The organism is Pseudonocardia wallangbongensis, from assembly GCF_054486945.1.
Genome location: NZ_JBRERS010000001.1, coordinates 761,386 through 780,648, shown reverse-complemented (window position 1 = coordinate 780,648; position 19,263 = coordinate 761,386). Strand labels below are relative to the sequence as shown.

Sequence of the window (19,263 nt, the reverse complement as noted above, 5' to 3'; positions counted from 1 at the left end):
GCCCCAAGCGACGGCGTTGTCGAACACCGCAGGAGAAACGCATGCACGATACCTACATCGTGGTCAACACGGCGATAGCCGTCATCGGCGCCATCATTCTGATCGTGGGAGTCCGGCTGAGCCCGGTGATCGCGCTGGAAGTCGGTGCGATCTATCTGGGGTTGTCCGCGGGGCTCGGCGTCGAGGGCACCGTCAAGGCGATCACGGACGGGTTCGGCAGCATCCTCGCCGAGGTCGGCCTGCTGATCGCGTTCGGCGTACTGACGGGCGCGATGCTGCACCGCGCGAAGGCGATCGAGAGGCTCGTCTCCACCCTGCTGCGGATGTGCGGCGCACGCGGCATGCCCTACGCCACCGCGCTCACCACGGGGACGGTGCTGCAGACCATCTTCACCGACGTGCTCGTGGTGATCTCCGCACCGCTGGTTCGGCAGGTCGCACCGGAGATCGGCGAACGGGGTCTGCCCCGGATGGCGAGTGCGCTGGCCATCGGCAGCGTCACCGGGGTGGTGTTCGTGGTCCCCGGAGCGGCGGGGGTCGCGATCGCAGGCGTCCTGCACGTCCCGCTGGGGGAGATGCTCGTCGCCGGGCTCGTCCTCGCCGTCCCGACGATCCTCATCGCGACGTGGATCATGTCCTTCCTGTTCAACCGCGGCTGGTGGGACCCCGAGAAGGACGAACAGCCCGATGCGGTGGCCACCGCCGCCGCGGACGAGCCGGCGGAAGCCGAGGAACTGGCGAGGACGGGTGCGGGTTCCTCCCGCGCCCACGGTGGCCTTGCCGTCGGCGACGGCCCACCGCCGGGTCACAGCGACCGCCGGGTGCGAGAGCTCCCCCTGATCGTGCTGTTCGGCCCGTTGACGCTGGGGCTGTTGCTGATCGCCGCCGGCGGGATCCTGGGCATCGCAGGCATCGAGCAGCCGGTGTTCGCGTTCCTGGCCGAGCCGGTCGTCGCGCTGTTGATCGGCCTGGTCGGTACCACGGTCGTCGTCATGATCTCGCACGGCAGGCAGGTCGTCGAGGACGCGATGACCGAAGGATTCCGGGAGAGCGGGCAGATCCTGGTGCTGACGGGCGTCGCCGGCTCGTTGGCGGCCACGATCTCCCAGGCCGGGCTCGGCGACATCGTCGGCCGGTACTTCACCGCTTCCAGCGCCGTGCCGCTGCTGATGGTCTGGGTGATGGCCGCCGTGCTCCACGTCACGATCGGCACGGTGACCACCGCGGCGATCACCTCGGTCGGGGTGCTCGCGCCGGTCGCGGCGGCACTCGGGATCGACCCCGTGCTGATCGCGCTGGCCGCCGGCAGCGGCTCGATCTTCGCCGTGCACCTCACCAGCAACACGTTCTGGCAGTTCCAGTCGTTGTTCGGCCAGTCGGTGCGGGGGACGTTGAAGACGTACACGGGAGGGGTGACGGTCGCCTCGGTCGTGTCGATCCTGCTGCTGATGCCGCTCTCGCTCCTCTACGGCTAGCGCGACGGCCGCCCCCGCAGCGGGCGGTAGCGCTTGAGCGTGGTCCCGATCGTCACGAGCCGGGCGTGGACGGGCTGCTGCTCGCCCACGATGCGGTCCAGCAGCAGCTCGGCGGCGCGCCGGCCCACCTCGCCGGTGTCGTAGGTGACCACGCTGATCGGGGCGGCGAACAGGTCGGCCAGCGGGACGTCGTCGAACCCGGCGAGGGCCGCGGGCGACCCGGTCTCGGCGATCGCGCGGTAGGCGCCCACGGTGTTGCGGTTGTTCGCCGCGAACAGGGCGGTGGGCGGGTCGTCGCCGGTCAGCAGTTCCAGCGCCACGGCCTCAGCGGCACCCGCGTCCGGCGCGACACTGCGCAGCAGCGCGTCCTCGACGGGCAGGCCGGCCTCCTCGAGCGCCGCGCAGTGGCCGCGCAGCCGCTCGGCGCCGGTCCACAACGAGCGGCCGAGGCCGAGGAAGCCGATGCGGTGGTGGCCCGTCGCGACCAGGGCCGCGGTGGCGCGGCGGCTGCCGCCGAAGTCGTCGACGACCACGCAGTCGACGTCCAGCCCGGTCGGGGGGCGCGTGGCCAGCACGACGGGCAGCCCGTGGAGGGCGGCGGGGTCCAGGTGGGCGTGGTCGTTGCCCGCGGGCACGACGATGATCCCGTCGACCCGGCGGGAGGCCATGTCGTCGACGAGCTGGCGCTCGCGGTCGAGGTCACCCCCGGTGTTGCCGATCACGACGCGCATCTCGTTCGCGGAGGCGAGGCCCTCCACGCCGAGCGCGAGCTCAGAGTAGAACGGGTTGGACAGGTTGGTGACCACGAGGCCGAGCAGGCCGCTGGACCGGCCGGTGCGCAGGCCCCGCGCCAGGTCGTTGCGCCGGTAGCGCAGCGCCTCGACGGACGCGAGCACCCGCGCGCGCATCCCGGGGGAGACTCGCGGGTCACCGCGCAGGGTGCGCGACACGGTCATCGGGCTCACCGCGGCGTGCGAGGCGACGTCCCGCATGGTCGGGGTGCGTCCGGGAGCCATCGACGACACGTCGTTCCTCCTCAGAGCCGGTGAGCCGACCAGGCGGCGCCGACGAGACCGGCGTGCGCCGAGAACGCCGGGACCACCGGGAGCTCGGGCCGGCCGTCGGACAGTCCCGCCTGCAGCGGGGCGGCCACCAGGTCCCATGATGCCGCGATCGCCCCACCGACGACGACGAGGGAGGCGCCGAAACGCCGAGCCCATGGCGCCATGGTGTGGCCGAGGGCGGTGAACGCGTCGGTGAACAGGGCCTCGGCGGCCGGGTCGCCCGCCCGGGCCCGCTCGGCGAGGTCGCGCACGTCCACGCCGGGCGCGGCGCCCGCCCGGGCCAGGAGCGCTCGCCGGGAGACCGTCTCCTCCAGCGGGGCGCCGTCGATGGTGAGCAGGTCCGCCCGCCCCTCGGGCGGTACGTCGGGTCCCGCGGTGACCGGGGTGCCGCGGTCGAGGAAGCAGCTGCCGACGCCGGTGCCCAGGGTCAGCGCCAGCACCCGGTCGTGGCCCTGCCCCGTGCCCGCCCGCCACTCGCCGATGCCGAACGCGTCGGCGTCGTTGAGGAACAGCACGTCCGCCGCGTCCAGGTCGCGGGTGAGGATCTTCCCGAGCGCGACGCCGCGCAGCGCGTCGAACTTGCCGACGCCCTCGAAGCGCCCGATCCCGGCGGCGTAGTCGAACGGGCCGGGGATCGCGACGCCCCAGCGCGCCCCCGGCAGGGGACCGAGCGCCGCCGCACCGCGTAGCAGGTCGTCGACGATCTCGGCGGCCGTGCCGTCCGCGCGGACGGGGGAGCGGTGCACCTGTGTGTCGGACACCGTCCACGGGGGCGCGATCAGCGCGGCGGACACGTGGGTGCCGCCGATCTCCAGCGCCGGGATGCCGGTCACGGCACCAGAGCCTGCACCACGCGGACGCGCCCGGCGCCCTCGGCCGCCACGGTGTAGTCGCCGACGGAGGCGGGCACCACGAGCGTCTCGGCGTAGGCCAGCCGCTGGGTGTGCGTGCCCGTTGCGAACACGGCGCCCTCGCCCTCGACGACGGTCCAGACGTGGAAGCTCCCGCCGGTCCGCAGCGGGGCCCGCCCGCCCGGCTCCAGGACGAGCCTGCGGACCTCGAAGAACATCTCCGGGAGCGCGCCGATCAGCTCCTCGCGCCACGCGTCGCCGGCGCGCCGGGTGCGGGCGTCCTGGATGAGCTGCTCGTGCACGGCCTTGCCCTGGCGGGTGGTGTCGAGGTTGCGGAAGGCGTGCTCGACGTGCACCGGCCGCTGCCGGCCCGCCGCGTCGCGGCGCAGCCAGTCGTAGAACCGCAGGGAGTAGAGGTAGGGCGTGGCGCTGATCTCCAGCACCACGTTGCCCTCGCCGCTGCCGTGCGGGGTGCCGGCCGGCACCAGGTAGAGCTGGTGGGCGGTGGCCGGGTGCTCCTGGACGTGGTCGGTGATGTCGAACGGCACGCCGTCGTGGGCCGCGGCGTGCGCCTCCGCGTTGAACCCCGTGACGTCGACGTCCTCGTGCAGCCCGAGGTAGATGGAGCGGCCGCCGCTCGTCTCCATCACGTAGTAGGTCTCGTGCTGGGTGTAGGGCCAGCCGAACACCCGCGACATGTACTCCGGCTGCGGATGGCAGTGCACCGAGAGGCTGCCGCCGCCGACCGTGTCGAGGTAGTCGAAGCGCACCGGGAACGACGTGCCGAACCGCCGGTGCACGTCCGCGCCGAGCACGTCGGCCGGGTGCAGCGCCACCACCGCTGCGAACGGGACCTCCAACTGTGCCTCGGCGCTCGCGCCGAGCAGCACCCCGCTCTCCGGGGCGATCAGCTCGTAGCCCAGCGCGGTGCTCGGCGCGTCCGGGTTCACGCCCAGCTCCTGCTGCGCCCAGTGCCCGCCCCACGAGGTGGAGTTGAAGAACGGCCGCGTGCGGAACGGGCGGCCGGCCAGCTCCGCGGCGGTGCGGCGCAGCGTGGAGCCGTCGACGGATGTCGGCCGGCCCGGGTCCTGCACGTCGATGAAGCGGTCGACGTCGGCGAGGAGGGCGTCGCGGTGCCGGTCGAGCAGCGGCCAGTCGACGTAGAACAGCCTGCGGGTGGTGCCGGACCCGGAGCGCTGGCCGAGGTTGCGCCCGGCACCGGCGGTGATCTCGGCCTCGGCGTGGCGTTTGGGGCGGTCGGCGTACCAGAGCACGTCGTGCGGCAGCAGCGCGGCGCCGGGCCCGTGGACGAGGAGGACGCCCGCGGCGGGCGGGCCCGCGTGGTCGCGCACGTCGAGCAGGTCGGCGAGCGAACCCTCGGCGAGGCGGACGAAGTCGGGGTCGTCGGGGAGCTCGGCGGAGGTCGTGCGGTCCACGACGGTGTCCCACGGGGCGTACCGGGTGGCCGTGTCGAGCACGCGGACGTCCGCGTAGCGCGTGCCGAGGTCGCGGGCGAGGTCGGTGGCGATCCGGGCCCAGTCCTGCGTGGCCGGCCCGTCGACGGCGAGGGTGAGCGGTGCCGGGGGGAGGCCGGCGACCGGTGCGGCCCATCCGGTGTCCACGGCACCGCCGACCGGTCGGTAGCGCGGGCTCGGGTCGTAGCCGGTCATCGTGCTCCTCAGGGCGATCGAGATACGGATACCTTAGGTTTCGCCAGCGCTCTTGCTCAACCGCTATGTTACCGATACCTTGCCTCGCAACCGCTCGCCGATGACCGGAGGCTCGATGACCGATCGGCCGCTCTCCCGCCGCGCGCTGCTGGGCCTCGTCGGTGCCGGGGGGCTCGCCTGGGCGACCGGGTGCGCCCGGGGGACCTACACGCGGCCCGCGCCCGGCAACGTCCTCACGCTGAACAACGACGTCGCCACCTGGTCCAACGCCTACGACGCCGCGTCCGCGGCGATCGAGCAGCGCACCGGTTCCCGGCTCGCGGTGCGCGCCGTGCCGAACCAGAACACCTACCAGCAGATCGTGCGGACGTCGGCGCAGACCGACGCCACCACGGACCTGTTCAAGTGGTGGAACGGCTACCGGCTGCAGGACATCGCCCGCGGCGGCATCATCACCGACCTCTCCGCGGCGTGGGACCACGCGGAGGAGCAGGGCTGGGTGGACCCGACGATGCGGGAGTCGTTCAGCTTCGACGCGCGTCCGTACGCCTTGCCGCTCTACAAGAGCTACTACCCGATGATCTTCAGCCGCCGCGCCTTCGCCACGGCCGGGGTGTCGGTGCCGACCACCTTCGCCGAGTTCCTGGACGTGGCCCGGACGCTGCGGGACGCGGGCATCACGCCGATCGGGGCGGCGGGCGCCACCACCTGGGAGTCGATCGTCTGGTTCACCCAGCTGCTGATCGGCCACAGCCCGGACTTCTACGAGGACGTGACCACGGGGCGGGCGAGCTTCCTGGACGACCCGGCGCCCGCCGCGATGGGGCTGTGGGCGCAGATGTACGCCGAGAACCTGCTCTCCGCGCCCGACATCGACGGCAAGGGCTACCCGGGCAAGTTCGCCGACGGCACGCTCGGCATGACGCTGGGCGGCACGTTCAACATCAACAGCTTCACGAAGGCCGGCCTGGGTTCCGCGGACGTCGGGCTGTTCCTGCTGCCGCCCGCCGACCCCGCCGCGGAGCCGGCCGTCGTGGTGGAGAGCGCGGCGCTGTGCGTCTCGGCCAACGCGCACAAGCACGACCAGGCCATGGCGGTTGCCGACGCCTGGCTCTCGACCGACGTGCAGCAGGCCTGGGTGGACCAGCTGGGCGACGCCTCCGCGAACCCGGCCGCGCTGCCGACCGGCAGCGTCGTGGCCGACCTCGCCCACGACGTCGCCCGGTCCCGGCCGCGGGAGGTCACCCGCTACTGGGAGGCGTCGCCGCCGGTACTGGTGGAGGGCAACGTGCAGGACCTCAGCGCGTTCATGGTCACACCCACCGTCGACAACGGGATCGCCACGTTGCGGACGATGCAGGATCGCGCCGCCGCCGAGTGGAAGGCCTGGAGGGCATGACCGTCCTGACCCGTGCCGCCGGGGTCGAGCGCCCGGCGGGTGTCCCCCCGACGGGCCCGGCCCGGCGCACCCCGCGGTCCGTGCTGGCGATCGCGCTGTTCCTGGCGCCCGCGGTCGCGCTCGTCGCGCTGCTGATGATCGTGCCGTTCCTGGACACGGCGTACCGCAGCTTCTTCGCCGACAACGGCTTCACCCGCACCTTCGTCGGGCTGGACAACTACGTCACGCTGTTCACGAGCGCGGGCTTCGGGCAGACCCTGCTGAACACCCTGATGTGGGTCGCCGGCACCCTCGCCCTGCCCGTGCTGATCGGCCTGTTGGTCGCGGTCGGCACGCACGAGCTGCGCTGGGGCGCGGTCGCCCGGTTCGGCCTGGTGCTGCCCTACGCCCTGTCCGGTGCGGCCACGGCCGTCGTGTGGACGTTCCTGTTGCGCGACGACGGGGCGCTCAACGCGGGGCTGGCCGCGCTCGGGCTGGCCGAACTGGAGCAGGGCTGGCTCCTGGAGTGGCCGCTCAACACGATCGTGATGATCGTGGCGAGCACGTGGCAGGGCACCGGCGTCGCGGTGATCCTCTTCCTGATCGGGTTGCAGGCGATCCCGCCGTCCACGATCGAGGCCGCGAAGCTCGACGGCGCGAGCGGTGCCCGGCTGTTCTGGCACATCACGCTGCCGCAGCTGCGGCCGATCACCGTGGTGGTCGTCGGGATCTCGGTGGTGAACAGCCTCAAGACGTTCGACATCGTCCTGCTGCTCAGCAAGGGCGGTCCGGGCACCGCGTCGGAGACGCTCGCGCTGGCCATGTACCGCGAGACCTTCACGCTCGCCCGCTACGGCGCGGGCGCCGCCATCGCGGTGGTGCTCACGGCGGTCGTCGTCGCGGTGTCCTGGATCTACCTGCGCCGCCAGCTGCGGGCGAACTGAGGAGCCGGCAATGGGACGTGCGGTCAAGAACATCGTTCTCGTGGCCACGGCGGTGCTGTGGCTGGTGCCCAGCTGGCTGCTGGTGGTCAACTCCTTCACCGCGGCGGCGGACTACACGGGCACGCCGTCCTGGTGGCCCGTCTCGTGGGCGTTCGCCGGCAACGTCGCCGCGGCCTTCGAGCAGGCCAACGTCGGGTCCGGGATGCTCAACAGCCTGATCTACGCCGTTCTCGGCGGCCTGATCGCGGTCCTGGTGGCGGCGCTGGCGTCGTTCGCGGTGGTGGTGATGCCGGTCAAGCGGCCCGCCCTCTGGTTCTGGGTGATCTACGTCGGCACCATCCTGCCGCTGCAGATGTTCCTGGCCCCGCTGTTCAACGGGTACGCCACCACGTCGCTCTACGACACCCAGTACGGGATGCTGCTGGTCTACGCCGCACTGGCGGTGCCGTTCGCCTTCTTCGTCGTGCGCAACTACATGACCACCGTGCCGCGCGAGATGCGCGAGGCCGCCGCGCTCGACGGCGCGAGCTGGCCGCGCATGTTCGTCTCGATCCACCTGCCGCTGGTGCGCAGCGCGATGCTGGCGGCGTTCCTGTTCCAGTTCACCTGGATCTGGAACGACCTGCTGTTCGGGATCACGCTCTCGACCAGCCCGAACGTCCGGCCCGCCATGGCCGCGCTCTCGGACCTCACGAGCAACTACTCCAACGTCGGACCGCCCGTCGTGCTCGCGGGGGCGCTCGTGGCCTCGCTGCCCACGGTCGTCCTGTTCTTCGCCTTCCAGCGCTTCTTCACCCGCAGCCTGAAACTCACCTCCTGAAGGGCTCTTCCTTTTCCATGACGACCAAGGCACTCATCGCCGCCACCCCCTGGTCCGCCGACAAGGCCAAGGCCGGGATGGTCGACTTCGCGACGGCGGGCCGGGGCACGCTCGGCGGCCGCGCCGTCCGCGTCATCGCCGAACAGCTGCTGCGCGGGGGTCCCCGGCGCCAGGCGATCCGCGTGGAGGTGGCTGGGCTCGCCGACCTGAGCGCCGACGGCGTGCAGCTGCGGACCGACGGCGGCTCGCCCGTGCCCGTCGAGGGCGTCGCCGGGCCGGCCGGGTCGCTGCGCCTGCTGGTGCCCGCCGTCGACGCGCCGACCGCGCTGCGGCTGGCGATCCCGGCGCTGGACGCCGACGGCACGGTGGGCGTCACGCTGGAACCGGTGCGGGAGTGGACGATCCACCTCGTCCACCACTCCCACCTCGACATCGGCTACACCGACCCGCAGGGCACCGTGCTCGCCGAGCACGTCGCGTTCCTCGACTCCTGCCTCGACCTCGTCCGGGCCACGGCCGACCGCCCCGACGAGGCGAAGTTCCGGTGGGCCGTCGAGTCGCTGTGGTCGTTCGAGCAGTGGGTGGCGGCCCGCTCGCCGGAGCGGGTGGCGGAGTTCGTCGAGTACGTCCGCGCGGGGCAGATCGAGCTCACCGCGATGCCCTACAACCTGCACACCGACACCTGCTCCACCGACGAGCTGCACGAGCTGCTGCGCCTCGCGCGGACCGTGCGCGACACGTACGGCGTCGAGTTCACCTCCGCGATGCAGACCGACGTGCCCGGCACCGTCGCGGGCCTGCCCGACGCGCTCGCGCAGATCGGGGTGCGCTACCTGTCGGTGGCGCACAACTGGGCGGGCCGGTCGGTCCCGCACCTGAACGGTGGCCAGCACCTGCCGCGGCTGTTCCGCTGGCGCTCGCCCGCGGGGAACTCCGTGCTGACGTGGATGACCGACAGCCCGCACGGCCTCGCGTACATGGAGGGGTCGGTGCTCGGCTTCGACACCTCCTACGAGGAGGTCGACGGGATGCTCCCGGCCTACCTCACCGCGCTCGCCACGAAGCCCTACCCGTTCCCGCCCGGGATGTTCGGCTGGCACGGCGACGCCGTGCACGACCGCGAGCCGTACCCGTGGGACGTGCTGCACCTGCGCGTGCAGGGCATGTTCGGCGACAACGCGCCACCGCGGCTGATCATGGCCGACACCGTGGCCCGCTGGAACGAGAACTGGCTCTACCCGCGGCTGCGGCTGTCCCGCAACGAGGACTTCTTCCGCGACGCCGAGGAACGCCTGGCCGGGCAGATCCAGGAGTTCGAGGGCGACTGGGGCGACTGGTGGGTCGAGGGCGTCGGGTCCGGCGCCCGGCCGCTCGCCATGACCCGCAAGGCGCAGGCCGCCGTCACCGGGGCGCAGACGATGAGCGGCATGTCGGCGCTGCTGGGCGGTGGGCCGCTGGCCGACGAGGCCGAGCACTCCGAGCGCGTCTACCGCTCGGTGTCGCTGTTCAACGAGCACACCTGGGGCGCGTCCAACCCGTGGAGCGACGGCGACGAGGGGATGCACTCCGGTGAGCAGCAGTGGCACTGGAAGTACGCCCACGGCGTGAACGCGCAGGACGACGCCGCGACGTTCACCGACCACGCCGCCGCGCACCTCGGCGAGGTCCTGCCGCAGAACGGCGACGCCGTCGTCACCTACTACGCCACCAACACCACGGCGCTGCCGCGCAGCGCGCCGGTGCGGCTCTTCGTCCGGGAGAGCCGGGTGCCGCTCGACCGGGCGATCGAGGTGCGCGACGGGCGCACCGGCAAGCCGCTGGCGATCACCGTGGCCGGCCAGCAGAACCCCAAGCACCGCGACGCCGGCCGGATCGTCACCGTGCACGTTCCCGACGTGCCGCCGCTGGGCCAGGTGCGGCTCGACGTCGTCACGCCGGAGGTCGAGCCGGAGGCCCCCGCTCCGGTGGCGGCCGAGCACGCCGACCCGCACGTCATCCAGAACGAGCACCTGCGGGTGCGCGTGGACCTCGCGCGGGCCTGCGTCGCGTCGATCGTGGAGCTCGCGACGGGCCGCGAGCTGGTGAACCCCGACGCAGTGGTCGGCTTCAACGCCTACGTCTACGACACCTACACCACGGCGGGCGGCTACAACCACCAGTCCAACAAGACCGCGGTGTCGCCGGAGCTGGAGCTGCTCGGCAGCCGCACCCTCGCCCGGCCGGCGGCGTTCATCGAGCGCGTCGACACGGGTGTGGAGCAGCGGCTCGTCTACGAGTACGCGGCCGACGGCGTCCGCTGGGCGCGCACCACGCTGCGGCTCGGCCGCGACCAGCCGCGCCTCGACATCGAGAACCGGCTGTCCAAGCCGTTGACGATGACGAAGGAGAGCGCGTTCTTCGCGTTCCCGTTCGCGGCGGAGGACCCCACGGTCCGCTACGAGATCACCGGTGCCCTCACCGGGGACGGGCTCGACCACGTGCCCGGCGCCCCGCAGCACATGCGCGCCGTGCGGAACTGGGTGAGCGTCGCCGACGGCGACCACGCCGTCGCGTGGGTCACCGACGAGGCACCGCTCGTCCACCCGGAGACGATCGCGCTGCCGTACGCGCCGTTCCCGGACTCCACGGCGCCGCGCGAGCCCGCCACGGTCTACTCGTGGGTGCACAACAACGTCTGGGACACCAACTTCCCCTCCCAACAGGGGTTCACCGCCTCGGTGAGCTACGCCGTGGGCGTGCGCCGCGGCGACGAGCGGATCTCGGCGTCCGGGCTCGGCGTCCGGACCGCGGCGGGCCTCACCCAGCCGGTGCAGGGCGTGCTCGCCGCGGGCCCGGCGACGGCCGGACCGGCGCCGGAACGGTCCCTGCTGGAGCTGGACGACGACCGCGTCCGGCTGATCTCCGTCTCCGGTGCCGACGGCGGGGTCCTGCTGCGGCTGCAGTCCTACGCCGAGGAGCCGGTCCCGGTGCGGGCGCGCGTCGGCGTGCCGGTGACGGGGGCGTGGACGGCGACGTACCTGGGCGACCGGCGCGCCGAGCTGGTGGTGGACGGCGACACGGTCGCGGTCGAGCTGCCCCGGCTCGGGACGGCCGCGGTGCAGCTCACCCTCGGCTGATCACGGGTTCTGCGGAATGATCAGCGCATGCCCCGATGGTCGCCCTCCCGCCGGGCCCTGCTGATCGCAGCCGGACTCGCCGTCGTCGCCCTGGCGGCGGCGGCACTCGTGATCCCCCGCGGGAGCGCCGCACCCCCGCCGGTCGACGTGAAGCTGCTCGCGCTCAACGACTTCCACGGCAACCTCGAGCCGCCGAGCGGGTCCAGCGGGAAGATCGACGGGGTCGACGCGGGCGGCGTCGAGTACCTCGCCACCCAGCTGCGCCTGCTGGCCGAGCAGGTGCAGCGGCCCGACACCCTCACCGTCGCGGCGGGCGACCTCATCGGCGCGTCCCCGCTGCTCTCGGCGGCGTTCCACGACGAGCCGTCGATCGAGGCGCTCGGGCTGGCCGGGCTCGACCTGGCGAGCGTGGGCAACCACGAGTTCGACGAGGGCTCCGGTGAGCTCCTGCGCATCCAGAACGGCGGCTGCCACCCGCAGGACGGCTGCGCCGACCCGGCACACCCCTACGCCGGCGCCGGGTTCCGGTACCTGTCCGCCAACGCGTTCGTCAGCGCCACCGGGGAGCCGCTGCTGCCCCCGTACGCGATCCGGGAGGTGCAGGGCGCGCGCATCGGGTTCATCGGGATGACGCTGGAGGGCACGCCCGACATCGTCACGCAGTCCGGCGTCGCGGGCCTGGACTTCCGCGACGAGGCCGAGACGGCCAACCGCTACGCCGCCGAGCTGCAGGAGCAGGGCGTGCAGGCCATCGTCGTGCTCCTGCACGAGGGCGGCACCCAGGCCGGCGGCGGGGGGATCAACGACTGCACGAACCTCACCGGCCCGATCGTCGACATCGTCGGCGGGTTCTCCGACGCCATCGACGTCGTGGTCAGCGGGCACACCCACCAGGCCTACAACTGCGTGCTCGACGGGCGCGTGGTCACCAGCGCGAGCTCGTTCGGCCGGCTGGTCACCGACATCGACCTGCGCGTCGACCCGTCCTCGGGCGACGTGGTGGAGGCGCATGCCCGCAACGTCGTCGTGGGCCGTGACGTGGCCCCCGACGCCGCGCAGAAGGAGCTCATCGGGCGCTACCGGACGCTGCTCGGGCCCATCGCGGGGGAGGAGGTGGGCGAGACCAGCGCGCCGATCACCCGGACGGCAGGCCCCTCCGGCGAGACGCCGCTGGGCAACCTCATCGCCGACGCCCAGCTCGCCGCCACCGACGACGAGCAGGGCGCCGTCGCCGCGTTCATGAACCCCGGCGGGGTGCGCGCCGACCTGGACGCCGGCCCGGTGACCTACGAGGAGACGTTCACCGTCCAGCCGTTCGGCAACTACGTGACCACGCTGGACGTGACCGGTGCACAGCTGGACTGCCTGCTCGAGCAGCAGTTCGTCACCGAGCGGGTGCTGCAGCCCTCGGCCACGGTCCACTACAGCGTGCGGGAAGCCGGAACCCCCGGCACCGCCGCCGACCCGTGCACGGGCACGAAGGTCGACGGCATCACGATCGCAGGCGCCCCGGTCGACCCCGGCGCCGCCTACCGGATCACCGTGAACAGCTTCCTCGCCGACGGGGGAGACGGGTTCTCGGTGCTCACGCAGGGCACCAACGACGTCGTCGGCGGGGCGGACGTGGACGCCCTGGCCGCCTACCTCGGCGCCCACCGCCCCGTCGCCCCGCCCGCGACCGACCGGATCGCGGCCGGGTGATGCTCAGGCGCCGGCCGCCGCGGTGATCAAGCGCGAGTGTTGCGTCGGATGTTGAGCTTTGCCACGAAACCGCGTCATGGCTCCATAACGCTGTTTCAGGGCACGCAAAAACAGCATTGTGGAGCCATAACGCTGTGGATCACTGCGTGCGCGTGTGAAACCGGTCTTCGGGGGCGTCGCGCGCCTACCGACGCTCGATCCGCCCGTCCTGCGCCGAAGCAATGATCATGCCAGCCACGACGGCGGCCTGATCAAGGCGGCTGGTCGTCAGGCGTTGGACAGGTCGGCGATGGGCTTGCCGTTGACCGCGTTCGAGAGCTGCGGCACCAGCTGGTCCAGTGCGTACAGCAGGGCCTTGGGGCCGCTGTAGGACAGCGCGCCGCCCAGGTTGGAGTCGAAGGTGGTGTACAGGGTGCGGTCGTTCTTGACCACGTCCAGCTGGGCGAACACCGGGGACGCGGTCATCTGCTCCTTGGTGGCCCCGTTGACGAACAGCACGTCGCGGTCCATCAGCGCCAGCCGCTCCTCGCTGAGGTCTCCGGTGTGGTCCTGGGCCTCGAAGCCGAGGGCGTCGAACAGGGCGCGGCGCGGGTCGCCCTTGCCGATGAGGTAGTGCCCGCCGCTCTCCGGGCCGAAGTCCTCGACGAGGACCTTCCCGGCGAAGCCCGGGTTCGCCGCCTTGGCCTCGTCGATCTTGGCGTTCACCTGGTCGAGGAGGCCCTGCGCCTCCGCGTCCTTGCCCAGCGCCTTACCGGTGCGGAGGAGCTGCTCGCTCCACGGGGTCTCCTCGTCCGGGTAGTCACCGGACTGGATCACCGTGGGCGCGATCTGGGAGAGGCGATCGTAGGTGGGCCGGTCGATCGTCTCGTAGATGGCGAAGATCACGTCGGGTTTCGCCGCCGCGATGTCCTCGTACTGGATGCCTTCGCCGCTGAGGGTCGCGACGCCCTTCCCGCCGGTGGCCTCCTGGACCCACGGGAGGTTGTCGTAGTTGTCGAACCAAGCGCGGGAGACGACCGGGACGATGCCCAGTGCCAGCACGAAGTCCTGGTCGTTCCAGCCGACCGTGACGACCCGGGTGGGGTTCTTCGGCACCTCGGTCTCGCCGAACTTGTGCGAGATGGAGACCGTCTCACCGGTGTCGGCGGCATCCGTCGACGAGGAGCCGCAGCCGGTCGTCATCCCGATCGCCACCAGCAATGCGACGAACGTCGCGCCCACCCGTGCGAGAACTCTGCGGCTCGGTCGCATCAACACCCCTTCGAGAAGTTGAGTGAGGCTAGCATTACCTCACTTGAGCGGGTAGAAACCGTAGCCGTCCCGTGGCGCGCCGTAGGGGGCCGCTGGTGGTGACGTCCGTCAAGCGTCGTTGACGGGCCTGGTGCTTAGGCTAGGCTCAGCTCAGCTCGGGGGAAAGGTGATCATGTCGCTGGTCATGTCCGAGGAGGCAGTGCCTCCGGGGATCGCGGGGCCGCACGGCGAGGGCGACGAGCCCCTGGACCTCGTGGGAGTCGGCTTCGGACCGTCCAACCTCGGCCTCGCCATCGCGATCGAGGAGTACAACTCGACGCGTCCGCGGAGGCCGATCAGGGCCGAGTTCATCGAGGTCAAGAAGCAGTTCGGGTGGCACACCGGGATGCTCCTCCCCGGCACCACGATGCAGATCTCCTTCCTGAAGGACCTCGCCACCCAGCGCAATGCGCGCAGCCGCTACAGCTTCGTGAACTACCTGTCCGAACGCGACCGGCTCGTCGACTTCATCAACCACCAGACGTTCTTCCCCACCCGGCTCGAGTTCCACGACTACCTGTCGTGGGCGGCGGATTCGGTGTCGGCGCAGGTCCGGTACGGCACGCGGGCGGTCGCGGTCCGCGACGTCGGCGGGCGGTTCGAGGTCGAGGTGGACGGGCCCGCCGGATCGGTCGCGCTCCCCACCCGCAACGTCGTTCTCGCCGGTGGCTTGTCGCCGCGGTTGCCGGACGGGGTGGAACCGTCGGTGCGGCAGTTCCACAACCACCGGCTGCTCGAGCACCTCGACGAGCTTCCCGAACCGCGGCACCGCCGGTTCCTGGTGGTCGGCGCGGGCCAGAGCGCGGCGGAGGTCACCGAGTACCTGCACGACCGGTTCGGCGCCGCCGAGGTGCACGGCGTCTTCGCCCGCTACGGCTACAGCCCGGCCGACGACAGCCCGTTCGCGAACCGGGTCTTCGATCCCGCGGCCGTCGACGACTTCTTCTCGGCCGAACCCGGCGTGCGCAGGCAACTGCTCGAGTACCACCGGTCGACCAACTACTCGTGCGTCGACCTGCCCCTGATCGAGAGCCTGTACCGGCGCGAGTACGCCGAGCGGGTCTCCGGTGAGCGTCGGCTCTTCATGCACGGCGCGTCGAGCATGCGCACCGTGCGGGAGGACCCGACCGGGGTGCGGGTGGAGGTCGTCCACAAGCCGACGCGGCGGGCCACCACGCTCGACTGCGATGCCGTGGTCTATGCCACCGGGTTCGATCCGATGCCGCTGCGGGACATCCTCGGGGACCTCTGCGATCCGCGCCTCCTGTCCGACGGGCCGCAGGTCACGCGCGACTACCGCCTGCAGGCGTCGGAGCGGCTCTCGGGGAACATCTACCTGCAGGGCGGCACCGAACACACGCACGGGCTCACGTCGTCCCTGCTGTCGAACATCGCGGTGCGGTCCGCCGAGATCCTGCAGTCGATCACCGAGTCGCTGGTGCCTGCCGGCGACCGCGCGTAGCCGATGGCCACCACGGGTTCGCGCGTCCTGCTCGACGGGATCCGCCGCAACCGACGCTGGCTGACCACGGGGTCGGCGATGTACGGCGGGCACCAGATCTGCGAGGCCCTGGTCCCCGTGGTCATCGGCGTGATCATCGACCGGGCCGTGGCCACGGGTGACGTCGGGGCGCTGGTCCTGTGGGTCGCGGTGCTGGCCGCGCTGTTCGTGGTGCTCTCGCTCATGTGGCGGTTCGGTGCCCGGCTGCTGACGTACGCGGAGGCCGGCGAGGGCTGCGCGCTGCGCGTCGAGGTCGCCGGGAAGATCCTGCAGCAGCGCGGGATCCGCACCGGCCTGCGGTCCGGCGAGCTGCTGACGATCTCCAGCAGCGACGCCGACAACGCGTCGTACCTCCTGGACTACATCCCGCGGATCGTCGCGTCGCTGACGGCCACCGTGGTGTGCGCGGTCACCCTGTTGTTGATCAATGTCCCGCTCGGCCTCGCCGTGGTGCTGGGCACGCCGCTGGTTCTGGTGTTCCTGCACTTCGGCGCCCCGCTCATCACGCGCCGGGTCCAGCACCAGCAGGAGGCGGCGGGCGAGGCCGCGTCGGTGGCCACGGACCTGGTCGCGGGCCTGCGGCCGCTGCGCGGCATCGGGGCGCAGGGCGCGGCCACGCAGCGGTACCGGGACGTGAGCAGGCGCTCGTTGCGGGCCACCCTGCGCGCGGCCCGCACCCAACGCGGTTTCGAGGGCATCTCGGCGACCATCAGCAACCTGCTCGCGGCGGGTATCGCCATCGCCGCGGGCTGGCTGGCGCTGGGCGGCGCGCTCAGCGTGGGGCAGTTCGTCACGGTCATCGGGCTCGCCCAGTTCCTCGTCGAACCGCTCGTCCAGCTGACGGTCGTGCCCAGCTGGGTCGCCGAGGCCAGGGCGTCGGCCAACCGGGTCGCGCTGGTGCTGTCGGCGCCACCGCTGGTGGGGGACGGGCAGCGCACCCTCGACGCGCCGCCCCATGGCCTCGACATCGCGGGCCTGCACTACGGGAGCATCGACGGCCTCGACCTCACGGTGCCGCCCGGCGAGCTCGTCGGTGTCGTCGCGCCCCAGGCCGCCGACGCGGAAGCGCTGGTCACCGTGCTGTCCGGGCAGGTCGCGGCGGAGGACTACCGGGGCAGCATCAGGCTGGGCGGCACCGATCTGGCCTCCGTCGGGCACCGGGCGGCGCGGGCGGCGCTGCTGGTCGAACCCCACAACACGGACATCTTCACGGGAACGGTGGGCTCGAACATCCTCGTCCGCGGCCCCGGCGATCCCGCGTTCCTCGACGGCGTGCTGCGCGCGTCGGCCGCGGACGACGTGGTGGAGGCCCACTCGGGCGGGCTCGACACCGAGGTGTCGGAGCGGGGAGCCAGCCTCTCCGGCGGCCAGCGGCAGCGGGTGGCCCTGGCGAGGGCGCTGCACGCCCGGCCGCCGGTGCTCGTGCTGCACGACCCGACCACCGCCGTCGACTCCGTCACCGAGCACGCGGTCGCCCGCGGGCTGTCGGCACTGCGCCACGGGCCGGGGCACGCCTTCACCACGGTGCTGGTGACGTGCAGCCCGATCCTGCTCTCCACCGTCGACCGGGTCGTCGTGATCGAGGGCGGCACGGTCCGCGCGACGGGCACCCACGACGAGCTGGCCGACCGTGACGGCGAGTACCGGAAGGCGGTGCTCCGCTGATGAGTTCCGGGGTGACGGCCCTGCTCCCCATCGCCGGGCCGCGCGAGTCCTGGTCCTGGTTGTTCGCCGAGCTGCGCAGGCACCTCCGCCTGACGGCGGGCACCCTCCTGGTCGGGATCGTGGCCGCGGCCGCGGCCGTGCTGCCGGCGTACGTCTTCGGCGAGCTGGTCGACCGGGTCAGCGGCCACGAGTCGGCGTCGTCGATCGTCACGATCTCGGCCGTGCTGGTCGTGGCCGCGGTGGTCGGCGGCGTCAGCACCGGTGTGGCGACGTACCTGACGAGCAAGCTGGGCGAGACCGCGCTCGCCACCCTGCGGGAGCAGGTCGTGCAGCGGGCCCTGACGCTGCCCAACGCCGTGGTCGAGAAGGCCGGCAAGGGCGATCTGCTGTCGCGCATCGGCGACGACGTCAACACGATCGGTCGCGCGGTCACCGAGGTGCTGCCGAAGGTCATCTCGTCGCTGCTGGTGGCCGTGCTGGGCATCGTCGCGATGGCGGGCCTGGACTGGCGGCTGGGGCTCGCCGGGCTCGCCGCGGTGCCGCTGTACGCACTCGGCCTGCGGTGGTACCTGCCGCGGTCGGCCCCGATGTACGCCGACCAGCGCAAGGCGGTGGCGGCCCGGTCGCAGGCGTTGATGGAGAGCATGGTCGGGGCCCGCACCGTGCACGCCTACGGCCTGGAGCGGCAGCACCTCACCGAGATCGACGCCGCCGCCGTCCGCGCGCGGGACCTCTCGATCGGGATCGTCACGCTCTTCACCCGCTTCGTGGGGCGCACCAACCGGGCCGAGTTCGTGGGCCTGTCGGTGGTCCTGGTCGTCGGGTTCCTGCTGGTGCGGGAGGGGATGGTCACCGTCGGTGCGGCCACCGCGGCGGCGCTGCTCTTCCACCGCCTCTTCGACCCGGTCGGCACGGTGCTGCACAGCTTCGACGAGGTGCAGTCGGCGGGCGCCGGCCTGGCCCGGCTCGTCGGGGTGGTGCGCATCCCCGAGGACGCACCCGCCGCCCTGGAGCCGGTCCGCTCGCCTGCGGACTCCTCGCTGGAGCTGACCGACATCGTGTACGGCTACGAGCCCGGGGTCGCGGTGCTCCACGGGGTCACCGTCCGCATCGAGGCGGGGGAGCGGGTCGCCCTCGTCGGCTCCACCGGCGCCGGGAAGACCACCCTCGCGGCCGTCGCCGCCGGGCTGCTCGTCCCGTCGGGGGGCTCGGTGCGCCTGGGCGGGGTCGCGTTGCGTGAGCTCACCCCGGACCAGGTGCGTGGCCAGGTGGCGATCGTCAGCCAGGAGGTGCACGTGTTCGCCGGGCCGCTGGTCGACGACATCCGGCTGGCCCGGCCGGACGCCACGGCCGAGGAGGTGCGGGCCGCGCTGGCGTGCGTCGACGCCCTCGACTGGGTCGACGCGCTGCCGGAGGGGGTCGAGACCCGGGTGGGGGAGGGCGGCCGCGACCTCACGGCGGCCCAGGCGCAGCAGCTCGCGCTGGCTCGGCTGGTGCTGCGCGACCCGGCGGTGGCGATCCTCGACGAGGCCACCGCGGAGGCGGGGAGCCTGGGCGCGCGCGGGCTGGAGCGGTCGGCGGCGGCGGCCACGGCCGGGCGCACGACCTTGATCGTGGCCCACCGCCTCACCCAGGCCGCGTCCGCGGACCGCGTGATCGTGCTCGAGCACGGGCACGTCGTCGAGTCCGGCACCCATGCCGAGCTCCTCGCGGCGGGCGGCCGGTACGCCGAGCTGTGGGGTGCCTGGCGAGCACGCGCCACCAGTTCCCGCGCCTGAACTTCAACCT

The 19,263-nt window shown here is 72.5% G+C and carries 13 protein-coding genes; 9 read left to right on the top strand and 4 right to left on the bottom strand.

From position 1 onward, the window contains the following. Positions 1-41: 41 nt before the first annotated feature. A complete protein-coding gene (locus tag ACU436_RS03665) occupies positions 42-1,475 on the top strand; it encodes a GntP family permease (protein ID WP_459021579.1) in 1,434 nt (477 codons plus the stop codon). On the opposite strand, the gene ACU436_RS03660 is transcribed toward ACU436_RS03665, so the two are convergent. Genes ACU436_RS03660 through ACU436_RS03650 form a run of 3 tightly spaced genes read right to left on the bottom strand, consistent with a single transcriptional unit; the run spans position 1,472 to position 5,060 of the window. After that, entirely contained in the window at positions 1,472-2,491 is a 1,020-nt protein-coding gene (locus ACU436_RS03660) for a LacI family DNA-binding transcriptional regulator (protein WP_459022609.1), read from the bottom strand. The genes ACU436_RS03665 and ACU436_RS03660 overlap by 4 nt on opposite strands. Positions 2,492-2,511: 20 nt before the next feature. After that, positions 2,512-3,372, bottom strand: coding sequence for an ROK family protein (locus ACU436_RS03655; protein ID WP_459021577.1), 861 nt, complete (start codon positions 3,370-3,372; stop codon positions 2,512-2,514). Then, entirely contained in the window at positions 3,369-5,060 is a 1,692-nt protein-coding gene (locus ACU436_RS03650) for a class I mannose-6-phosphate isomerase (RefSeq protein WP_459021575.1), read from the bottom strand. The genes ACU436_RS03655 and ACU436_RS03650 overlap by 4 nt, the downstream gene beginning before the upstream one ends. Before the next feature lie 115 nt (positions 5,061-5,175). On the opposite strand from ACU436_RS03650, the gene ACU436_RS03645 reads away from it, so the two are divergent. The 5 genes from ACU436_RS03645 to ACU436_RS03625 are packed head-to-tail and all read left to right on the top strand — an operon-like array spanning position 5,176 to position 13,019. Continuing rightward, complete coding sequence (locus tag ACU436_RS03645) at positions 5,176-6,459, top strand: ABC transporter substrate-binding protein (RefSeq protein WP_459021573.1); 1,284 nt, start codon at positions 5,176-5,178, stop codon at positions 6,457-6,459. Continuing rightward, the gene (locus ACU436_RS03640) at positions 6,456-7,382 is read left to right on the top strand and encodes a carbohydrate ABC transporter permease (protein WP_459021571.1); all 927 of its coding nucleotides are present in this window, start codon (positions 6,456-6,458) and stop codon (positions 7,380-7,382) included. The genes ACU436_RS03645 and ACU436_RS03640 overlap by 4 nt, the downstream gene beginning before the upstream one ends. Positions 7,383-7,392: 10 nt before the next feature. Continuing rightward, on the top strand, positions 7,393-8,202 hold the full coding sequence (locus ACU436_RS03635) for a carbohydrate ABC transporter permease (protein WP_459021569.1): 810 nt from the start codon (positions 7,393-7,395) through the stop codon (positions 8,200-8,202). A 17-nt stretch (positions 8,203-8,219) separates the two neighbouring features. After that, complete coding sequence (locus tag ACU436_RS03630; protein WP_459021567.1) at positions 8,220-11,318, top strand: glycoside hydrolase family 38 N-terminal domain-containing protein; 3,099 nt, start codon at positions 8,220-8,222, stop codon at positions 11,316-11,318. Between the two features lie 27 nt (positions 11,319-11,345). Further along, a complete protein-coding gene (locus ACU436_RS03625) occupies positions 11,346-13,019 on the top strand; it encodes a bifunctional metallophosphatase/5'-nucleotidase (RefSeq protein WP_459021565.1) in 1,674 nt (557 codons plus the stop codon). Positions 13,020-13,286: 267 nt separating this feature from the next. Here the strand turns inward: ACU436_RS03625 and ACU436_RS03620 are convergent, their stop codons facing one another. Next, positions 13,287-14,240 carry an ABC transporter substrate-binding protein gene (locus ACU436_RS03620; protein ID WP_459021563.1) on the bottom strand — a complete coding sequence of 318 codons (954 nt, stop codon included), beginning with the start codon at positions 14,238-14,240 and terminating at the stop codon, positions 13,287-13,289. A 214-nt stretch (positions 14,241-14,454) separates the two neighbouring features. Here ACU436_RS03620 and ACU436_RS03615 point away from each other — a divergent pair, with 214 nt between their 5' ends. Genes ACU436_RS03615 through ACU436_RS03605 form a run of 3 tightly spaced genes read left to right on the top strand, consistent with a single transcriptional unit; the run spans position 14,455 to position 19,253 of the window. Further along, entirely contained in the window at positions 14,455-15,771 is a 1,317-nt protein-coding gene (locus tag ACU436_RS03615) for a lysine N(6)-hydroxylase/L-ornithine N(5)-oxygenase family protein (protein ID WP_459021562.1), read from the top strand. Between the two features lie 3 nt (positions 15,772-15,774). Further along, positions 15,775-17,475, top strand: coding sequence for an ABC transporter ATP-binding protein (locus tag ACU436_RS03610; RefSeq protein WP_459021560.1), 1,701 nt, complete (start codon positions 15,775-15,777; stop codon positions 17,473-17,475). Further along, entirely contained in the window at positions 17,475-19,253 is a 1,779-nt protein-coding gene (locus tag ACU436_RS03605; RefSeq protein WP_459021558.1) for an ABC transporter ATP-binding protein, read from the top strand. Before ACU436_RS03610 ends, ACU436_RS03605 begins: the two co-directional genes overlap by 1 nt. The last annotated feature ends 10 nt before the right edge of the window (positions 19,254-19,263 follow it).

What these genes read in the sequence shown, in the direction of transcription:
- ACU436_RS03665 (WP_459021579.1), top strand. Translation starts at nt 42, where the DNA reads ATGCACGATACCTACATCGTGGTCAACACGGCGATAGCCGTCATCGGC.
- ACU436_RS03660 (WP_459022609.1), bottom strand. Translation starts at nt 2,491, where the DNA reads ATGGCTCCCGGACGCACCCCGACCATGCGGGACGTCGCCTCGCACGCC.
- ACU436_RS03650 (WP_459021575.1), bottom strand. Translation starts at nt 5,060, where the DNA reads ATGACCGGCTACGACCCGAGCCCGCGCTACCGACCGGTCGGCGGTGCC.
- ACU436_RS03645 (WP_459021573.1), top strand. Translation starts at nt 5,176, where the DNA reads ATGACCGATCGGCCGCTCTCCCGCCGCGCGCTGCTGGGCCTCGTCGGT.
- ACU436_RS03640 (WP_459021571.1), top strand. Translation starts at nt 6,456, where the DNA reads ATGACCGTCCTGACCCGTGCCGCCGGGGTCGAGCGCCCGGCGGGTGTC.
- ACU436_RS03635 (WP_459021569.1), top strand. Translation starts at nt 7,393, where the DNA reads ATGGGACGTGCGGTCAAGAACATCGTTCTCGTGGCCACGGCGGTGCTG.
- ACU436_RS03630 (WP_459021567.1), top strand. Translation starts at nt 8,220, where the DNA reads ATGACGACCAAGGCACTCATCGCCGCCACCCCCTGGTCCGCCGACAAG.
- ACU436_RS03625 (WP_459021565.1), top strand. Translation starts at nt 11,346, where the DNA reads ATGCCCCGATGGTCGCCCTCCCGCCGGGCCCTGCTGATCGCAGCCGGA.
- ACU436_RS03615 (WP_459021562.1), top strand. Translation starts at nt 14,455, where the DNA reads ATGTCCGAGGAGGCAGTGCCTCCGGGGATCGCGGGGCCGCACGGCGAG.
- ACU436_RS03610 (WP_459021560.1), top strand. Translation starts at nt 15,775, where the DNA reads ATGGCCACCACGGGTTCGCGCGTCCTGCTCGACGGGATCCGCCGCAAC.
- ACU436_RS03605 (WP_459021558.1), top strand. Translation starts at nt 17,475, where the DNA reads ATGAGTTCCGGGGTGACGGCCCTGCTCCCCATCGCCGGGCCGCGCGAG.